General features: G+C 72.8%; 18 protein-coding genes. 7 read left to right on the forward strand and 11 right to left on the reverse strand.

What is annotated here, in order from left to right; translation table 11 throughout:
* Positions 1–42 precede the first annotated feature (42 nt).
* On the reverse strand, positions 43–690 hold the full coding sequence (locus ABZ939_RS21150; RefSeq protein WP_361857179.1) for a uridine kinase: 648 nt from the start codon (positions 688–690) through the stop codon (positions 43–45).
* Positions 691–734: 44 nt separating this feature from the next.
* Here ABZ939_RS21150 and ABZ939_RS21155 point away from each other — a divergent pair, with 44 nt between their 5' ends.
* Both ABZ939_RS21155 and ABZ939_RS21160 read left to right on the forward strand, forming a co-directional pair.
* Positions 735–1,487, forward strand: a complete 753-nt coding sequence (locus tag ABZ939_RS21155) for an SDR family oxidoreductase (protein ID WP_361857182.1) — start codon at positions 735–737, stop codon at positions 1,485–1,487.
* A 26-nt stretch (positions 1,488–1,513) separates the two neighbouring features.
* Positions 1,514–1,864, forward strand: a complete 351-nt coding sequence (locus ABZ939_RS21160; protein WP_361857584.1) for a MerR family transcriptional regulator — start codon at positions 1,514–1,516, stop codon at positions 1,862–1,864.
* Positions 1,865–1,868: 4 nt separating this feature from the next.
* Here the strand turns inward: ABZ939_RS21160 and ABZ939_RS21165 are convergent, their stop codons facing one another.
* Both ABZ939_RS21165 and ABZ939_RS21170 read right to left on the reverse strand, forming a co-directional pair.
* Complete coding sequence (locus ABZ939_RS21165) at positions 1,869–2,324, reverse strand: cupin domain-containing protein (RefSeq protein ID WP_361857185.1); 456 nt, start codon at positions 2,322–2,324, stop codon at positions 1,869–1,871.
* A 99-nt stretch (positions 2,325–2,423) separates the two neighbouring features.
* Positions 2,424–3,077 (reverse strand): winged helix-turn-helix transcriptional regulator, encoded by a 654-nt coding sequence (locus tag ABZ939_RS21170; RefSeq protein ID WP_361857188.1) that lies wholly within the window; start codon positions 3,075–3,077, stop codon positions 2,424–2,426.
* An 84-nt stretch (positions 3,078–3,161) separates the two neighbouring features.
* Here ABZ939_RS21170 and ABZ939_RS21175 point away from each other — a divergent pair, with 84 nt between their 5' ends.
* On the forward strand, positions 3,162–4,373 hold the full coding sequence (locus ABZ939_RS21175) for a pyridoxal phosphate-dependent aminotransferase (RefSeq protein ID WP_361857191.1): 1,212 nt from the start codon (positions 3,162–3,164) through the stop codon (positions 4,371–4,373).
* A 422-nt stretch (positions 4,374–4,795) separates the two neighbouring features.
* Here the strand turns inward: ABZ939_RS21175 and ABZ939_RS21180 are convergent, their stop codons facing one another.
* Positions 4,796–5,530 (reverse strand): hypothetical protein, encoded by a 735-nt coding sequence (locus ABZ939_RS21180; RefSeq protein ID WP_137990054.1) that lies wholly within the window; start codon positions 5,528–5,530, stop codon positions 4,796–4,798.
* An 80-nt stretch (positions 5,531–5,610) separates the two neighbouring features.
* On the opposite strand from ABZ939_RS21180, the gene ABZ939_RS21185 reads away from it, so the two are divergent.
* On the forward strand, positions 5,611–6,069 hold the full coding sequence (locus ABZ939_RS21185; protein WP_361857194.1) for a hypothetical protein: 459 nt from the start codon (positions 5,611–5,613) through the stop codon (positions 6,067–6,069).
* A 25-nt stretch (positions 6,070–6,094) separates the two neighbouring features.
* Positions 6,095–6,754: a DUF2293 domain-containing protein gene (locus ABZ939_RS21190; RefSeq protein WP_361857197.1), complete on the forward strand. Its 660-nt coding sequence runs from the start codon at positions 6,095–6,097 to the stop codon at positions 6,752–6,754.
* A 16-nt stretch (positions 6,755–6,770) separates the two neighbouring features.
* Here the strand turns inward: ABZ939_RS21190 and ABZ939_RS21195 are convergent, their stop codons facing one another.
* The 3 genes from ABZ939_RS21195 to ABZ939_RS21205 form a co-directional block, all read right to left on the reverse strand.
* Positions 6,771–7,586: a chaplin gene (locus ABZ939_RS21195; RefSeq protein ID WP_361857199.1), complete on the reverse strand. Its 816-nt coding sequence runs from the start codon at positions 7,584–7,586 to the stop codon at positions 6,771–6,773.
* Positions 7,587–7,789: 203 nt separating this feature from the next.
* Complete coding sequence (locus ABZ939_RS21200; protein WP_361857202.1) at positions 7,790–9,064, reverse strand: SWIM zinc finger family protein; 1,275 nt, start codon at positions 9,062–9,064, stop codon at positions 7,790–7,792.
* Entirely contained in the window at positions 9,061–11,964 is a 2,904-nt protein-coding gene (locus ABZ939_RS21205) for a DEAD/DEAH box helicase (RefSeq protein ID WP_361857205.1), read from the reverse strand. Before ABZ939_RS21205 ends, ABZ939_RS21200 begins: the two co-directional genes overlap by 4 nt.
* Positions 11,965–12,141: 177 nt before the next feature.
* On the opposite strand from ABZ939_RS21205, the gene ABZ939_RS21210 reads away from it, so the two are divergent.
* On the forward strand, positions 12,142–12,477 hold the full coding sequence (locus ABZ939_RS21210; protein ID WP_361857207.1) for a hypothetical protein: 336 nt from the start codon (positions 12,142–12,144) through the stop codon (positions 12,475–12,477).
* Positions 12,478–12,554: 77 nt separating this feature from the next.
* Here the strand turns inward: ABZ939_RS21210 and ABZ939_RS21215 are convergent, their stop codons facing one another.
* The 4 genes from ABZ939_RS21215 to ABZ939_RS21230 form a co-directional block, all read right to left on the reverse strand.
* On the reverse strand, positions 12,555–13,952 hold the full coding sequence (locus ABZ939_RS21215) for an alpha/beta hydrolase (RefSeq protein WP_361857210.1): 1,398 nt from the start codon (positions 13,950–13,952) through the stop codon (positions 12,555–12,557).
* Between the two features lie 104 nt (positions 13,953–14,056).
* Complete coding sequence (locus ABZ939_RS21220; RefSeq protein WP_361857213.1) at positions 14,057–14,938, reverse strand: AraC family transcriptional regulator; 882 nt, start codon at positions 14,936–14,938, stop codon at positions 14,057–14,059.
* 45 nt (positions 14,939–14,983) lie between these two features.
* Entirely contained in the window at positions 14,984–15,463 is a 480-nt protein-coding gene (locus tag ABZ939_RS21225; RefSeq protein ID WP_361857216.1) for a DoxX family protein, read from the reverse strand.
* Positions 15,464–15,563: 100 nt separating this feature from the next.
* Positions 15,564–16,271: a class I SAM-dependent methyltransferase gene (locus ABZ939_RS21230; RefSeq protein WP_361857219.1), complete on the reverse strand. Its 708-nt coding sequence runs from the start codon at positions 16,269–16,271 to the stop codon at positions 15,564–15,566.
* Positions 16,272–16,390: 119 nt separating this feature from the next.
* Between ABZ939_RS21230 and ABZ939_RS21235 the strand changes: the two genes are divergently transcribed.
* Positions 16,391–16,663, forward strand: coding sequence for a DUF6343 family protein (locus tag ABZ939_RS21235; protein ID WP_361857221.1), 273 nt, complete (start codon positions 16,391–16,393; stop codon positions 16,661–16,663).
* The last annotated feature ends 12 nt before the right edge of the window (positions 16,664–16,675 follow it).

A 16,675-nucleotide genomic window follows, 5' to 3' on the forward strand; every position in this document is an offset into this window, starting at 1 on the left:
CAGGCCCTGGGGCCTGTCCGACCCTGATCCGCCGGACCTGCTCTAGGGGGTGTCCGGGGCGCTGAGCCCGGTCCAGGCCGGGTGGCGTGGATCGTCGGCGCGGACGACGACGTCCGCGACATCGGACGGGCCGACCTCGTTCTCGTACCGTGCGAAGGCGGGCAGGGTCCAGGACTCCTCGGTGCGGCGGGCGAGGGCGCCCGGCGAGAGCCGCAGATGAACGGTCATGTCGAACGGGAACCAGTGCCCGAGGAGGAACGGGCCGTGCACCACGAGCACGCCCCCGGGCGGCACTTCTACGTACGGGCTCCGGGTGGCCCGGTCGCTGACGGGGTCCCAGAGGTCGGGCAGCACGCGCCCGCCGCCTCCCGCCTCCAGCGGCCCGAACACCTCGCGCCACAGCGCCCCGGTGTCGTACCAGCCGCTGTAGTACGAGTCGGGGTCCTGCTTCCCGTACTCGTAGCGGAGCGACGCGGGCCGCAGGAACCCTTCGGTGCCGACGACGAGCACGGACCGGCCGCGCAGCCGCAGCGCCTCGGCGATCCGCTCGGCGGTCTCGCCGGTCGGCGCCGCGGGCGCACCGTCGATGCCGACCTTGAGCCAGTCGCCGCCGTCCCCGGGCGCCATCCCGTCGACGTGCCCGGCCAGGGCCTCGGACAGCCGCTCCCAGGTGATCGCTTCGAATCGCACGGACTTGACCTTGTCATTGGCGTCAGGGTTCGAGCATCGAGTCTATGAACAGCACAGCGCCACACAGGGTCATTGTCGTCACCGGAGCCGGCACCGGCATCGGCCGGGCCACCGCCCGGGCGTTCGCCGCCGGCGGCGCCACCGTCGTCGCCGTCGGCCGCAGGCCGGGTCCGCTGGAGGAGACCGCCGACGGGCATCCCGGAATCCGGCCGCTGATCGCGGACGTCACGGCCGAGGGTGCGGCCGAGGAAATCGTCAGCGCGGCGGTCGACACCCACGGGCGGCTGGACGTCCTCGTCAACAACGCGGGCATCGCCACCGGCGGGGCCCTCGGCACGCTCGACCGCACGGTCATCGGCCCGCTCGTGGAGACCAATCTCGTCGCCCCGGTCCTGCTGACCCAGGCCGCCCTGCCCGCCCTGGAGGCCGCCGGTGGTGTGGTCGTCAACGTCACGACGACGGTCGGTCAGCGCGGCTGGCCGAACAACTCCGTCTATCCGGCCACCAAGAGCGCGCTGGAGACGCTCACCCGGTGCTGGGCCGTGGAGCTCGCCCCGCGCGGCATCCGGGTGGTCGCGGTCGCGCCGGGCGCGATCGAGACGCCGATCGCGGACCACATCGGGCTGTCTCCGGAGCGACGCGCGGCGGTACGGGCGTGGCAGCTCGCCCACACCCCCCTGGGGCGGGTGGGCCTTCCGGAGGAGGTGGCGTGGGCGATCACCCGGCTCGCCTCGCCCGAGGCCGCGTTCCTGACCGGGACGGTCCTTCCCGTCGATGGGGGTGCACTGGTCGCGTGATACGACTGCGCGAGGAGGTGGGGTCCTTGCGCATCGGTGAACTGGCCCGGAGGACGGGGACGACGGCCCGGGCGCTCCGCCACTACGAGCAGGCGGGGCTGATCACGTCGGTCCGGGCGGCGAACGGATACCGGATGTACGACACGGCCGCCGTGGCTCGTGTATCCAATATCCGGTATCTGCTGGACGCCGGGCTCACGCTGGATGATGTGACCGCGTTCAGCGCCTGCCTCGACGGCGACATGCCGGCCACGCCGCCGTCGCCCCGCGGGCTGGAGATCGCCCGCGAGCGGCTGGCCGTCCTGGAGGCGCGGATCGCCGCGCAGACCGCGGCCCGGGACCGGCTGGCCGCCGCCCTGGAGGGCGTGGAGGCGTGAACGGCTAGGTGAGACAGAGCGCGCAGTCCGGCGCTTCCGCCTCGATCGAGAGCGGTGCGTCCTGGGGCAGCAGGCAGGTCATGTAGAGGACGACGGGCTCGGAGCCGAGGTTGTGCCCGATGTGCCGGTTCCTTCGGCCCGCGGGTTCGACGAACGCCTCGCCCGCGGAGATCGTCTCCACCGAGCAGTCGTGCAGGATGCGGGTCAGCGTGCCCGACTGGACGACGGCGATGATCTGGCCGGGGTGGTGGTGCCAGCCCGTGGAGTCGCCGGGGGCGAGCGTGACGGTACGGAAGACGACATCCGTTCGACCCTTGGGCGGCTTGATCCGCAGCGTGCCGCCCGAGGTGCCCATGGCCAGCGTGCCCCGCCGGGCCCCGGTGTCCGGCGTGGCCGCCCGCTCGGCCACCAGGGTCTCACCGGGGTGCACGCCCCGGTCGGTGCAGACGTCGATCCCCATGGAGCGGCCCTCCCACTTCCCCTCGCGACCCATCGGTTCATGGCCGCCAAACAGCCATACGCTACTCGTAAGGGTGATGACTCGGACGGGGATTGACGATCAGTTCACCGTCAGTGGTGCGAGCCGCGCCCGCAGTTCACCGGCGGGACCACCGTCCGCCGTCACCTCGACCTTCCCGTCCTGCACCGCCTGGGAGAGAGTCAACCCGCCGGCCGCCAGGGCCCGGCAGGTCGCGGAGTCCGTCCGCAGGCGCACGTCGGCGGCTTCGGCCGGCGGCCCGTCCCCGTACTCGGGCGGACCGTCGCCCCCGATCCGTACATGGAACTCCCCCTCGTCCAGGGTGACATGAACCAGTCCCGCCACCTCGCCCTCCAGCGCGGGCAGCAGCGGGATCGCGAACCAATGGGCGCGCACGGCGTCGGTCGGCCGCGGCTCCTCCAGGGCGGGCGTGCCCCACTCCGCCAGGGCCCGCAGGACCGGCAGGAGGTCGCGGCCGCGCCGGGTGAGTTCGTACACGTACGCCGACACGGGCGGCGGCATGCGGCGCCGCGTGACGAGTTCGGCGCCCTCCATGTCCTTCAGGCGGCCGGCCAGCATGTCCGTGCTGACTCCGGGCAGATCGGCGTGCAGATCCGTGTAACGGCGCGGCCCGGCGAGGAGTTCACGGACGATCAGCAGCGTCCAGCGGTCGCCGACGGCGTCGAGGGCGCGAGCGGCGGCGCAGTACTGGTCATAGCTTCGGCGACGTGGCATGCGACGCAGTCTAGACAAGTTGTTGGACTTTCCAAGCTCGAACTTGGTAAAACCAAGCATCAATACTTCTGGGGAGGTCGTCGCATGGAGTTCCGGCAGTCGAGCAAGCTGAGCGAGGTCTGCTACGAGATTCGCGGCCCGGTCATCGAGCACGCCAACGCCCTGGAGGAGGCGGGTCACAGCGTCCTGCGCCTCAACACCGGCAACCCCGCGCTCTTCGGCTTCGAGGCGCCGGAGGAGATCGTCCAGGACATGATCCGGATGCTCCCGAAGGCGCACGGCTACACCGACTCCCGCGGCATCCTCTCCGCCCGCCGCGCCGTGGCCCAGCGCTACCAGGCCATGGGCCTGCCGGAGGTCGGCGTCGACGACATCTTCCTCGGCAACGGCGTCTCCGAGCTGGTCTCCATGGCCGTCCAGGCGCTCCTGGAGGACGGCGACGAGGTCCTGATCCCCGCCCCCGACTTCCCCCTCTGGACGGCGGCGACCACCCTCGCGGGCGGCAAGGCCGTGCACTACCTGTGCGACGAGTCGGCCGACTGGTACCCGGACCTCGACGACATGGCCGCGAAGATCACCGACCGCACCCGCGCCGTCGTGATCATCAACCCCAACAACCCCACGGGCGCGGTGTATCCGCGCGAGATCGTCGAGGGCATCCTCGATCTCGCCCGCCGCCACGGCCTGATGGTCTTCGCCGACGAGATCTACGACCAGATCGTCTACGACGAGGCCGTCCACTACCCGGCCGCCTCCCTCGCCCCCGACCTGGTCGTCCTCACCTTCGGCGGCCTGTCGAAGACGTACCGGGTGGCGGGCTTCCGCTCGGGCTGGCTGGTCGTCAGCGGCCCCCAGCAGCACGCGAAGAGCTATCTGGAGGGGCTGACCATGCTCGCCTCCATGCGGCTGTGCCCGAACGCCCCCGCCCAGTACGCCATCCAGGCCGCGCTCGGCGGCCGGCAGTCGATCCACGAGCTCACCGCCCCGGGCGGCAGGCTCCACGAGCAGCGCGACAAGGCGTGGGAGAAGCTCAACGAGATCCCCGGCGTCTCCTGTGTGAAGCCGAAGGGCGCGCTCTACGCCTTCCCGCGCCTGGACCCGAAGGTGCACAAGATCCACGACGACGAGAAGTTCGTCCTCGACCTGCTGCTGCGCGAGAAGATCCAGGTGGTGCAGGGCACCGGCTTCAACTGGCCGCGGCCGGACCACTTCCGCATTCTGACGCTGCCGTACGCCGACGACCTCGACGCGGCGATCAGCCGCATCGGCCGTTTCCTGAGCGGATACCGGCAGTAGCGGAGGGAAACAGGAGCGGGTCCGAGGGCGTAGCCTGCCCCCGGACCCTGTCGATGCCGCTCACGATCACACGCCGGCACACTTGAGAACCCGGGTCAGTCGTCATTGCGTCGCGTCCTGCCATTGGACCACCGCCGATCGAGCTCGGCGGACCAGATTCGAACTGGCATTTCGACGCACCAGGGCCCGGGCCCGGTCGATCCGGCGATGAGCGGCGAATGCTGAATCTGGAGCAATAGTCTGAGATTGATCGCGGTCTGCCTCTGCCTGGTTGGGCTATCCCGGCATGGAACGAGAGTGCCGGGAGGAGGACTCGAACCTCCACTGGAACCGCGGATTTCACGACAAGGCTCAGCTTCAGCTTTGCGCTCCTCGCGCACCCCGGCCGTGTTCTGTGGCCGGGGAGTCTGTGGGTGTCCCCGCTACCCGAAGAGGTAGCCGAAGACGGCGTCCCCGACGCGCTGGTCGGTGACCTCGGCGCTGTTCGCCTCCTCACGGGCGAACTTCACCGCCTGCTGGAGCTTCTCCACCCGCTCCAGAAGCTCGTTCACCCGCCGGGCCGGCAGGGCGCCGGAGAACTTGACGGTGGTCCAGTAACCCACCGGCACGTCCTCGTAGTACACCTCGACCTGCGCCGGGTGCTTGTCCGTCGCCTCCGCCTTGACGTGGTTGCGCGGCACCTTCTTCGTCCGCACCGTGCGGACGACCTCGGTCTTCCACGCATCGGTCGACGGGTCCTGCGTCCAGGATTCGGCCGCGTCGAGGACGGGCAGCTTGCGGACGAACGTGTTGATGTCCGTCAGCTGCTTCTCCAGGAAGAGGAGGTAGGCGACAGGCACCTGGCTCACCAGCACGCGCCCGTCGACGGTGATGTCGGCGCGCGCCTCGCAGTTGGCCCAGTCCTTGGTGGCGGTGACATCGAACAGCCTGGTCAGCGCCCGCGCGGTGTCGCGCAGCACGTCCTCGGCCTTCACCTGCACCAGCGTCGACTCGGGCGGAAGCTGTTCGCCCTCCTCGTCCTTCGGCTGGTACGTACGGGAGATGCCGGCGAGCAGCGCCGGCTTCTGCAGCCCGTGGTGCGCCGCCGTGAGGTCCTGATGCGCCCTGGACTTGACGCCCTTCTCCACTGCGATGATCTGATTGAGTTTCGTTGCCACGTGACGGACCCTAGCCGGGGCCGGGTGGCGGATCGAACGATTATTGACGCCACTTGAGCGCGCTGAGGGAGCAACCGGTCATGGAGACGGCGCTGATCGCCGTGGTGGGAACCCTGCTGGGTGTCGTCGCCACGCACTGGTTCCAGGGCCGGGCCGCCGAACGTACCGCGGTACTGGCCCGCAACGAGCAGCTGCGCCAGGAGCGCATCGCTGCCTACAGCGCCTTCGCCGGCGCGGTCGTCGACTACCGGCGCAGCCAGAACGACCGCTGGTTCCGGGCCGCCCAGGACCCCGATTCGGAGGCGGCCGAGGAGTCGCGCTACGCCTCGTACCGCCAGCGCACCGCCACCCGTCAGGCCCTCTTCCGTGTCCAGCTGGTGTGCGACGACGCGGGCACCCGCCAACTGGCCGAATCGGCCTTCGAGATGACCAACCGCATGCACGAGTCGACCGGCGAGGAGGACCGCGCGCACCGCTCCCACCAGGCGAAGGAGATCCTCGACCAGTTCATCGCCGCGGCCGCTCCCGGCGTCCGCTGACCGGCTGAACCGAAGGAGGCCGCCCGTGGACCTGGTCGCGCCCGTCGTCGTCGAACCGCTCAAGCGCCGCCGCTGCTCGGAGTGCCACCAGGGGCCGCTGGAGCGGATGATCCTCGAGTTCAACGCACCGGTCTGCCTGGACTGCGCCGACCTCGGCCATCTGGTGTTCCTGCGCCGCGGGGACACAGCCCTCACCCGCCGGGCCCGCGAGGGCAGTTCGCTGTGGGCGGTGGTCGTACGGCACAACCGACGCCGTACGCGGTACGAGCGTCAGGGGCTGCTCGTCGAGGAAGCCGCGCTCACCCGGGCGGAAGCGGCCTGCCTGGCCGACGCGGAGGCACGGGCGCGGCGGCGGTCCCGTGACGCGGCGCGCCGCTCGGAGCGGGACGCGGAGGTCACGGCGACTCTGGAGGCCGAGATCCTGCGGCTCTTTCCGTACTGCCCGGTCGACCGGGCCGCGGAGATCGCGGCCCACGCCTCGCAGAAGGGCAGCGGCCGGGTGGGGCGTACGGCGGCCGGGCGGGCACTTGACCGGGGTGCGGTCACCGCCGCCGTGCGGGCGGCCGTACGCCATGTCGACACCGAGTACGACACGCTGCTCATGCGGGGAGTTCCCCGCCACCAGGCCCGGACGAGGGTCGCACCGGCCATCGATGCGGTACTCCGGGCCTGGCGCCGGGCATGAGGGCCCGGCGCGGGCCTCAGACCTGCGCGCCCATGCGGCGGGCCCGGCGGTAGACCAGGGCGCCGCCGAGCAGGAGCGCCGCGCCGGCCGGGGCGGCGTAACCGACCAGCTCCGAGCCGGTGCTGGCGAGCGCGACCGAGCTGGTCTGCGGGCCGGGTGCCGGGGCGGGCTCGTCCGTGTCGGTGATCGTGGTGGGCGACGGCTTGCCCGGCCCGTGCGGCTTCGGCTCCCAGCCGGGCCGCTCGGGCTGAGCGGGGCCGTTGACCGAGGTGTTGCCGAAGACGGGGTTGCCGATGCCGACGACGTTGACCGAGTTGCCGCTGACGTTCACGGGGAGGTCGATCGGCAGCTGGATGCCATTGCCGGACAGCACCCCGGGAGAACCGTGGGCATGGCCTTCGGCGTGGGCGCCCCCGCCGTTGGAGGAACCGCCTCCACCGTGGCCGCCGTGTCCGCCGTTGTGGCCGCCGGGTCCGCCGTTGTGGCCGCCGTTGTGTCCGCCACCCCACTCACCGCCGCGCGGCGTACCGGGAACATCCTTGTGCGAACGACCACCACCGTCCGCGTCCGAGCCGTAGCCGTCGGACGCGCTGGTGTTCGCGCAGCGGTTGCCGACGGCCGGGTTGAGCAGTCCGACGACATTGACGGTGTTCCCGCAGACATTGACCGGGACGTGTACCGGCAGCTGAACCGCGTTGCCGGAGATCACGCCCGGCGAACCGACCGCGGCGCCCTGGGCGCCGGAGTCGGCGTGCGCGGCGCCCGCCGAGAGCGCGAGCGCTCCACCCGTGACCATCAGTGTGGCCAGACCACTTCGGCGAATCTGCCTCATGGCTTCCTGCCTTCCGGAGTTCTTCACGGGCATTCGCCCGTATCGCAACTAACGCGATCCGGACCCGGCTGGATCAGGCCGTTGGTGGGTTTCACCCCATCGAGTGGGTGTGACCTCGAACGTACGGGGAATTATCGGCTCCGCTCGACGAGGCCGTGCCTCTGATGGCGTCGGGCGTTCGACGCGTTCCGCCGGCCTGTCCGTCAGCGCCCGAGCAGATCGGTGAGTGCGCCGACGGGGTCGGGGTCGGGGGTGCCGCGCGGCCACCAGTCCTCGCGGTCGGCATCCGACTCGTACCCGTACCAGAGTCCGTCGCGTCCGAAGCGGAGCTGGAGGGATCGCGTCGAGAGCCGGTTGCGCCAGGGGCGGAAGGCGGGGAAGTCGGCGGCGAGCAGGGCGGGTCGGGCCCGGTCGAAGGGTCCGGCGGGCGGGTCCCAGGGCTCTTCCAGGACGGTGAGCCCGGCGAGGCCGCCCTGGCGCCAGGCGGCGACGGCGCGGGCCAGGTCGGTGGGCGTGCGGTCGAGGGCGTACGCGAGGTCGCGGTACAGCGCGCGGGTGGAGGCGGTGAGACCGGAGCCGGGGTGCGCGGCGGCCAGCCGGACGGCGTCCTGCCAGGGGGTGAGCGCGGCGACGGGGTCGTGTCCGGTGGCCAGGAAGGCGTGGGCGCGGGCGGCCGCCTCCGTCGCGAGCAGGTCCAGGGCGAGGGGGTCCGGGGCGTCGGGGTCCGGGGGGTAGGCAGGCGGCCGGCCGGGGTGCGCGGGGGCGGGGAGCGGCGGGGGCAGCGGCGGCAGAGCGTGGCCGGGGTGCGGGGCGAGGGCGGTGCGGGCGGGGATCGTGGCCATCGGCGGCGCGGACGCGGTCTTCTCGGCGGCGGAGCGGGCCGCGTTGCGCTGGGTGAGGGCGGCGAGGATCTCCTGTTCGCCGCGTCCCCGCATGAGGAAGAGGACGAACGGGTCCTCGTCGAGGAGCCGTGCCGACTGGTAGCAGAGGGCGGCGGCGTGCTTGCAGGGGAAGCCGTCGTCCGGGCAGGAGCAGTCGGGGATGAGGTCTCCCGGCGCGGGCAGCAGCCCGGTGACGGCCTCGACGGCGTGCGGTACGTCCTTGTCGAGCAGGGCGGCGATGTGGTCGGGCCGTGCGGCCACCTCGTCCAGGAATCGCTCCCAGCCGTCGTCGCCGAGCGTGCGCAGCCGGATCTCGGTGCGGTACGGGCGGGGGCGGGTGCCGTGGACGTAGGCGACGACCCGGCCTGGGGTGACGGTGATGGCGTCGACGTGACCGCGCCCGGCGTATGCCTTGCCGCGGGCGAGGCGGGCGGGGTCGAGGGCGGTGTCCTCCAGGGCCTCGACCCAGGCGTTGCCCCACCAGGTGGCGGCGAAGCGACCGTCCGGCGCCTCGCGCGGGGCGAGCGCGGGGAACGTCCGGCGCCGGTCGTCGTGGCGCGGGCCGGCGAACCGCGCGGCCCGGGGTCGGGGGTTCACGACGGCCTCCTCAGCGAGACCAGGTCCGCCAGTTCGCGGTCGGTCAGTTCGGTCAGCGCGGCCTCCCCGGAGCCGAGGACGGCATCGGCGAGGGCCCGCTTGGCGCGCAGCATCTCGGCGATGCTGTCCTCCACGGTGCCCTCGGCGATCAGCCGGTGGACCTGGACCGGCTGGGTCTGTCCGATGCGGTAGGCCCGGTCGGTGGCCTGTTCCTCGACGGCCGGGTTCCACCAGCGGTCGAAGTGGACGACGTGTGCGGCCCGGGTGAGATTGAGCCCGGTGCCGGCCGCCTTCAGCGAGAGCAGGAAGACGGGCACCTCGCCGGACTGGAAGCGGTCCACCATCCGCTCGCGCTCGGCCACGGGCGTGCCCCCGTGCAGCAGTTGGGCCGGGATCGCCCGGGAGGCCAGGTGGTCGGCGAGGAGCCGGGCCATGGAGACGTACTGCGTGAAGACGAGCACCGAGCCGTCCTCGGCGAGGATCGTGTCGAGGAGTTCGTCGAGGAGGGCGAGCTTGCCCGAGCGGCCGGCGAGCCGGGCCGTGCCGCCGCCCTTGGCCGTCTGTTCCTTGAGGTACTGGGCGGGGTGGTTGCAGATCTGCTTGAGGGAGGTCAGCAGCTTCATGATGAGCCCACGGCGGGCGATGCCCTCGGAGCCCTCGATCTGCGCCATGGTCTCGCGCACCACCGCCTCGTAGAGCGAGGCCTGTTCGCGGGTGAGCGCCACGGGGTGGTCGGACTCGGTCTTGGGCGGCAGCTCGGGGACGATGCCGGGGTCGGACTTGCGGCGGCGCAGCAGGAAGGGCCGGACGAGGCGGGCGAGGCGCTCCACGGCCTCCTCGTTCTCGATCTCCTCGCTGTTCTCCACGGCGCGGGCGTGGCGGGAGCGGAAGGCCTTGAGGGGGCCCAGGAGGCCGGGGGTGGTCCAGTCGAGCAGGGCCCACAGCTCGGAGAGGTTGTTCTCCACGGGGGTGCCGGTGAGGGCGACCCTGGCCGGTGTCGGGATCGTGCGCAGCGCCTTGGCCGTGGCGGAGAAGGGGTTCTTGACGTGCTGGGCCTCGTCGGCGACGACCATCCCCCATTCCTGTCCGGCCAGTTGGGGGGCGCTGGTGCGCAGGGTGCCGTAGGTGGTGAGGACGAATCCGGCGGTGCCGGAGCCCGCGTCGAGCCCGTCCAGGGAACGGTCGGTGCCGTGGAAGCGGCGCACGGGGACGCCGGGGGCGAAGCGCTGGATCTCCCGCTGCCAGTTGCCGAGCAGGGAGGCGGGGCAGACGACCAGGGTGGGCGCGCGGCGGGCACGGCGCAGATGGAGGGCGATGAGGGTGACGGTCTTGCCGAGGCCCATGTCGTCGGCGAGGCAGCCGCCGAGCCCGAGCGAGGTCATCAGGTCCAGCCAGGCGAGTCCGCGGAGCTGGTAGTCGCGCAGGGTGGCGTCCAGGCCGGCGGGCGCGGAGATCTCCTCGGGTCCGGCGACGAGCCGGTCCCGGAGGGTCGCGAGGGCTCCCACGGGGACGGCCTGGACCGTCTCGCCGTCGACCTCCGCGGTGCCGCTGAGGGCGACGGCGAGGGCGTCGACGGGCTCCAGGAGGCCGAGTTCCCGCTTGCGGGCCTTGCGGACCAGGTCGGGGTCGATGACGACCCACTGGTCGCGCAGGCGCACGATGGGCCGGTGGGACTCGGCGAGGGCGTCCATCTCCCGCTCGGTGAGCGGGTCTCCGTCGAGGGCGAGCTGCCAGTTGAAGCGGAGCAGTTCCTGGCTGTCGAAGAAGGCCGTGCCGTCCGTGGCGGAGCCGGGGGCGGAGAGCGCCGGCCGCACCACGGCGGAGGCGCTGAGCGACCGGGCCAGCTCGCGGGGCCAGTGCACGGCGACCCCGGCGTCGGCGAGGCGGGCCGCGGCGGGGCCGAGCAGCTCGTACAGCTCGTCCTCGGTGACGGCGAGGACGTCGGGGACGTCGCGCTCCAGGAGCCTGCCGAGCGGCTGCCAGACGCGGGCGGCGCGGCGCAGCGCGAGCACGGCGTCGATCCGGGCGCGCGGCCCGAAGAGTTCGTCGCCGTCGCCGGCCCAGAGGGCGGCCGCGTCGATGACGAGCGTGGGGTCGGCGAGGCTGTGGATCTGGAGGAGGGCCGCCGCGGCCTGCCGCTCGTCTCCGCCCTCCTCGGCGATGTCGAAGAGTTCGTATCCGGCGAGGTCGAGGCGGAGCGAGACCCGGACCCCGGCGTCCATACCGGCGGCAGCCTCGGCCGCCCAGCCACGCGCGCGGGGCAGGTGCTGCGCGGCCTGCGCGGCGAACGGCGCGCCGGCCGCGTGGGCCGCGGCGGGTGTACGGGGCAGGGTGTCGGCGACCGCGTCGAGGAAGGCCCGCACCAGTGCCTCGGGCTCGGGCAGCTGGAGCGGGTTGCGGCCGGGGACGGGCACGGCGTGGGCTTCGTGGGGCATGGCCGCGGCGACGGCCCGCAGGTGGGCGATGTCGTCGGCGTCCAGCGGGCCGGCCCGCCAGGCGTCCAGGTCGTCGGCGGTGAGCCCGGGCAGCAGGCGTCCCCGCGCGACGAGCTGCAGGGCGTGCAGGGCGGCGGCGCCCCAGCAGGCGGTGGCAGGGTGGGCGGCCGGGTGGTGACGGGCGGCGACCAGATGGGGCAGCGCCTCGGCGACGCCGAGGATCACGGCGGGGACCGTGCGGCTGCGGACTCCGGCGCCGTGGCGGCGTACGACGGTGAGCTCGGCGACCCGAGCCTCCTGGCCTCCGCCGCCGGGGGGTGTCACCGGGCTTCGGTCGGCGGGTGGCGGCACGGGCAGCCCCTCGCCGTCAGGGGCCCAGAAGGCGACCCGGCCGTCGCGGGGCAGGGCGGCGGGCAGGAAGACGGCGGCGCTGGTCTGCCAGGTGTGGGTCACGACGCTGCTCACCTCCCCGTCCGCGACGGAATCCGACTGGATCTCCGACCTTACGGGTGGGGTCTGACAACGGGGCCTCGTGCCGCTTCGCCCGGGCGGCCCAGTAGCGGGTGACAGCCCGCCCGGCAGGCGGCAGGGTGACGGGAAACAGGCCTTCTGCCGCCTCCGCCCGACAGACGAGGACCCGCCATGTCCGTTCACCGGCGTCTCGGCACCGCCGCCGGGGCCGCGCTCCTGACTCTCACCGTCGCGGGCTGTTCCGGCCTCGGCCGCACCGCTGTCGGCACCCTCAGCTACGAGACCGAGCGCGAGCTCGTGATCACCGTGACCAGCCCGTCCGTCACCGGCTGTCACCGGCTCGCGCCCTCCGGCGTGACCAGGGTCGAGAACCGCACGCTGAACGACATCATCATGTATCCGACCCGGGACTGCCGGGGCACGGAACCCATCTACGTCCCCACCAACACCAGCGACACGATCGCGCCCGCGACGCCCCCCTGGCGCAGCTACAGCGTCGTCCACTAGACGACCGGCGCACGGCGCGCCACGCCCGGACCCCCGTCCCGGGCGTGGCGCGCCGTCGTGCGCGGGTGCCGACGGGTCTACCGAAGCAGGAACTCCGTGGCGGCCCGCGCGCCCGCGTCGCTGCGGCTCTGGGTGGAGTGACCGACGCCCTCGAGGACGACCAGTTCGGCCCGGGGATTGGCCGCGGCGACGTCGCGGGCCCACCGCACCGGCGTGGACAGGTCCCGGTCTCCTGCCAGGAGCAGGACCGGCATGGTCAGCGTCCGTCCCGGCGCCGCCGGGTTGGGGCGGGAGGCCGGCCAGGGCAGGCAGGTCTGCGGGATGCCCTGGCCGCCCGCCGTCTCCCGCTCGAAGGGCCAGACGTCCGCCGGCCTGATCCGGTGCACGGCCCGCTCCAGGGCGCGCTCCCGTCCTTCGACGGGTGCGGCAGCGTCGCCCCAGGGCCAGCGCGAGTCCGCGCAGAGCGTGGCGGCGTGCAGGCCGGAGCTGAAGTCGGCCGGGGTCTCGTCGGACGGTCCGGAGAAGCCGGCGACGAGCGCGTCGAGCCGCGTGCGGTCGCCGCCCGCGGAGGCGTGGAGGGCGTTCAGGATGCCGAAGCGCGGGTCGTCGAGCTTCGGGTCGATGATGCTGGCGATCACCAGCAGGTTGAAGACGCCGACCCCGTTGCCGTCGCGGCGCACCACCTTCGCGAGGTCACGCGCCGGGTCGAAACCGCAGCGCTGCTCCCGGCAGGCCGTACGGAGCACCTGCCCGGAGTGGCCGAGCGCGTCCTCGTACAGCACTCCGGCGCCGTCGGGCGGAACCACGGAGTCCAGGACGAGCCGGCGCACCCGCTTCGGGTGGGTGAGCGCGTACTGGGCGCCGGTGAACGTGCCGTACGACACCCCGTCGACCGTCCAGGACGGCACGCGCAGCGCGCGTCGCAGGTCCTCCAGGTCGGCCACGGTGTCCGCCGTGGTGTAGAAGTTCCGGTTCCGGCCGAGGCTTTCGGCGCATGCGGCGACGGCGCCGGGCGTGGGAGCGACGGTGTCGCTGCTGCCGACCTCCTTCTGGAGCGCCGGGCAGTCGACGGCCCCGCCGCCGGTCCCCCGCTGGTCGATCATGACCAGCCGGTACTCGGCGAGCGCCTCGGGGAGGCGGGCTCGGATCCTCGCGACGAAGGGGACGCCCGGTTGGCCGGGGCCTCCGGTGAGGAAGAGGAGCGTCCCGCGCGGTGCGTCGGCCTTGCCCAGGACGGCGGTCTGGAGCTTCAGGGTGCCGGGAACGGCTCCGCGGCGGTCCAGGGGCACGGTGAGATCGGCGCAGGTCACGTCGGGCTGTCCGGGGCAGGGCCGGTGGCCGGTGAGCCCGGGTACGTCCGCGGCCGGTGCCGCCGTGGGTGAGGCGCCGACGGCGCTGCCCGGGGCTGAGCCGAGGCACGCGGCGGCCGTCAGGACGGCCGCCATGGTCATGCCGGCTCTGGCCAGTAAGGTCATCGTCGTTCCCCCGCTCGGAAGACGTGATGCCGTCTGTCACGGCACCGGCCGGGATTCCGGCCGCCGCCATCCTGCGTGCGGCGCGCCATGCGGGCGTTGAAGATTCATGCGCGATCCGCGAGAAGACTCCGTACGGCGCTGGGAACCTGGCCCGTGTGGCTACGGCACATCCGGGTCAGATGGGCCTGGTCGGCGAATCCGTAGGCGTACGCAAGGGTCCTCAGGGTGTCCTCGCCCTCTTCCAGGGCGTGCAGGACGCCACGGACACGCAGTTCGTTGCGGTAGCGCGTGAGGGTCGTCCCGGTGACCGCGTGGAAGACCCGGCTCAGGTGGTGCGGGGAGACCCCGACGACGCGGGCCAGTTCCTCCAGGGAGAGGCGGAGCGCGGCGGGGCCGGCGGCCAGGGCGGCGCAGGTGTCGCGGACCAGATCACCGTGCACGCGCGCGGTGGAGGGGCGGGCGGTGGTGTCGGAGCGCCAGTGGCCGGCGGAGACGGCGATCCGGTCCAGTAACCGGTGGAGCCGCTCGGCCAGTTCGAAGGGTTCGGCGCCGCGCCGGGCTGCGGCCAGGAGCGCGCGGTGATGCAGGTCGGTGGCGCCGGTGACGGTGAACCTGCGGATGCCGGGCCGGCCGTCGAAGCGGTCCGCGAAGAGCTGCTCGCCGATACGGATCTCCGTGGACCGGTCCCCCGGACCGACGGGATGGGCCACCCGGTGTTCGTCGCCGGGGCGGGTGAGATAGCCGCCGGTCGGGTCGACGAAGAACTCCTCGCCCGCGATCCGCCGCAGATATCCGCCGGAGCGGGCGAGGACGACGGTGTGCCCGTCCGCGTACCCGGGCCCGACGAACGCGGTCCGGTCCTCGCAGCAGAGGATGTCCTGGACGATGATCCCGGCGGTCTCGATCCGCCGGCAGAGCGCTCCGCGCCGTTCGCGTACGGCCTCACTGCGGAGCAACTCGTCGATGCCGCGGACTTTCCGGTCCATCCCCGCCTCCCCCGTCGGAGGTCGGATCCCCCGTCGCGCGCCGCCTCACACCCGGCGCCGCAGGACCAGCGCGAGGAGCTCCTTGTTGTGGTGACGACGCGTCCAGGCGATCACGACCAGGGGCACGGCGAAGAGGACCGGCGTCAGGGCGTACTGGCCGTCGAAGACGGTCAGCTGGGTGACGAAGGCCCCGACCATCAGGCCGGTGAGCGCCGTGGCCGCGGCGCTGGACAGGACCGGGATCACCAGCGCGACCGCTCCTGCCAGCTCCAGGGCGCCGACGGTGTACATCAGCCAGTCGCCCCAGCCGATCCTGTCGAAGGACTCGGCGGCCGACCAGTGGCCGACGAGCTTCGGTGCGGCGCTCGGGATCGCGAAGGCGAGCGCGAGCAGGATCTGGAACACGCGCACGGTGATGTCGGCGCGGCGGCTCAGCCGGCCGGTGCGCGCCGTGGTCGCGGAGGCTGCGGTCGCGGAGGCTGCGGTCGCGGAGGCTGCGGTCGTGGCGGTGATGTCGGTGGTCATGGTGGTCTCCCTGGTGTCGGCGTCGCGTGCGCTTTTCACAGGGATAGACGGGCCGGGCGCCGGAAACTCATCGCCGCTGCGGCGCCCGACTCGATCCTTTTCAGCGGGACTTGGGGCGGGCCCTGACCCACGTGCCGTCGTCCGTCAGATAGGCGTCCACCGTGAGCCCCGCCTCGCCCAGATACCGTTCGAAGTCCTCCTTGCTCAGGGGCCGCGCACGGAAGGTCTGGGTCCAGCGCAGATCCGGGAACACATACTCGGCGAGGACCGAGTTGACTCCGTCCCCGACCGGGTCCGCCGACACGATCCGTACCGTGCAGCCGCCCGGGTCCTCGCGCTCACGCGGCACCTCCAGATGCCATCGTTCGCCCTCGCGCTGGATCAGGACGCAGCCGTCGTCCCGCACATGGCGTCTGCAGGTCTCCAGAAACGCCTGCCTGGTGCGGTGTTCAGCCGTGTGCACCAGGTACGAGGCGAGCATCACCACGTCGAACCGCCGGTCCAGCTCCAGCAATTCGATCGGGCTCCGTACCGTCTCCGCACCGGGCACGCGTTCCCGGACCGCGTCGAGCATCTCGGCGGACTCGTCCACCGCCGTCACGGCGAAGCCCCGCTCGATCAGAGGCCCCGTCACCCGCCCTGCCCCGCAGCCCAGTTCGAGCAGCGAGGCACCGGCCGGCACGGCGGCCTCGATCACATCGGGCTCGTTCCCGACCCCGAGGCGACGGTAGACGTCGACCGCGCATCCGTCCGGGGTGATGGCTCCGGGCCCCGTTCCTTGGTGTCCCTCACGCATCAGTCCGCTCATGCCCCGGAGAACGAGGGGCGCCGCCCGGCCGTTCCCGCGGCGGGCCCGTTCACCCCGCCCCCTCCGGGGTAGACCTTCAGTAGGACCGTCAGGGGTTCTCGGTAGGAGATGCGACCGTCATGCGTACTGGGAGTGAGCCCGCGACCGCACGCAGTGCCCTGCGGATGCGGTTCTGGCTGAGCCTGTGGGGGCTGGCCTGGGCCGTCTTCGGTACGACGGTGTTCGCCCTGATCGGCAGGCCGGGCTGGGCGGCGGCGTGTGGGGTGCTGTTCCTGGTGGCCGCGGTCGACATGTCGATGGTGCTGCACCACATCCGCCAGGGGGCGCACTGGCAGCCGGGGCGGGACATCCCGCCCTACGAGCCCGACCACGGCGGCACGGGCCGCCGCTGACGCCCAGGGGCG

It is taken from the genome of Streptomyces sp. NPDC046712 (assembly GCF_040645695.1).
Taxonomy (GTDB): domain Bacteria; phylum Actinomycetota; class Actinomycetes; order Streptomycetales; family Streptomycetaceae; genus Streptomyces.

Coding starts and splice junctions, on each gene's coding strand:
- ABZ939_RS21195 (WP_361857199.1), bottom strand. CDS start 7,586: ATGAGGCAGATTCGCCGAAGTGGTCTGGCCACACTGATGGTCACGGGT.
- ABZ939_RS21215 (WP_361857210.1), bottom strand. CDS start 13,952: ATGACCTTACTGGCCAGAGCCGGCATGACCATGGCGGCCGTCCTGACG.
- ABZ939_RS21175 (WP_361857191.1), top strand. CDS start 3,162: ATGGAGTTCCGGCAGTCGAGCAAGCTGAGCGAGGTCTGCTACGAGATT.
- ABZ939_RS21165 (WP_361857185.1), bottom strand. CDS start 2,324: ATGGGGATCGACGTCTGCACCGACCGGGGCGTGCACCCCGGTGAGACC.
- ABZ939_RS21230 (WP_361857219.1), bottom strand. CDS start 16,271: ATGAGCGGACTGATGCGTGAGGGACACCAAGGAACGGGGCCCGGAGCC.
- ABZ939_RS21170 (WP_361857188.1), bottom strand. CDS start 3,077: ATGCCACGTCGCCGAAGCTATGACCAGTACTGCGCCGCCGCTCGCGCC.
- ABZ939_RS21210 (WP_361857207.1), top strand. CDS start 12,142: ATGTCCGTTCACCGGCGTCTCGGCACCGCCGCCGGGGCCGCGCTCCTG.
- ABZ939_RS21235 (WP_361857221.1), top strand. CDS start 16,391: ATGCGTACTGGGAGTGAGCCCGCGACCGCACGCAGTGCCCTGCGGATG.
- ABZ939_RS21155 (WP_361857182.1), top strand. CDS start 735: ATGAACAGCACAGCGCCACACAGGGTCATTGTCGTCACCGGAGCCGGC.
- ABZ939_RS21220 (WP_361857213.1), bottom strand. CDS start 14,938: ATGGACCGGAAAGTCCGCGGCATCGACGAGTTGCTCCGCAGTGAGGCC.
- ABZ939_RS21185 (WP_361857194.1), top strand. CDS start 5,611: ATGGAGACGGCGCTGATCGCCGTGGTGGGAACCCTGCTGGGTGTCGTC.
- ABZ939_RS21225 (WP_361857216.1), bottom strand. CDS start 15,463: ATGACCACCGACATCACCGCCACGACCGCAGCCTCCGCGACCGCAGCC.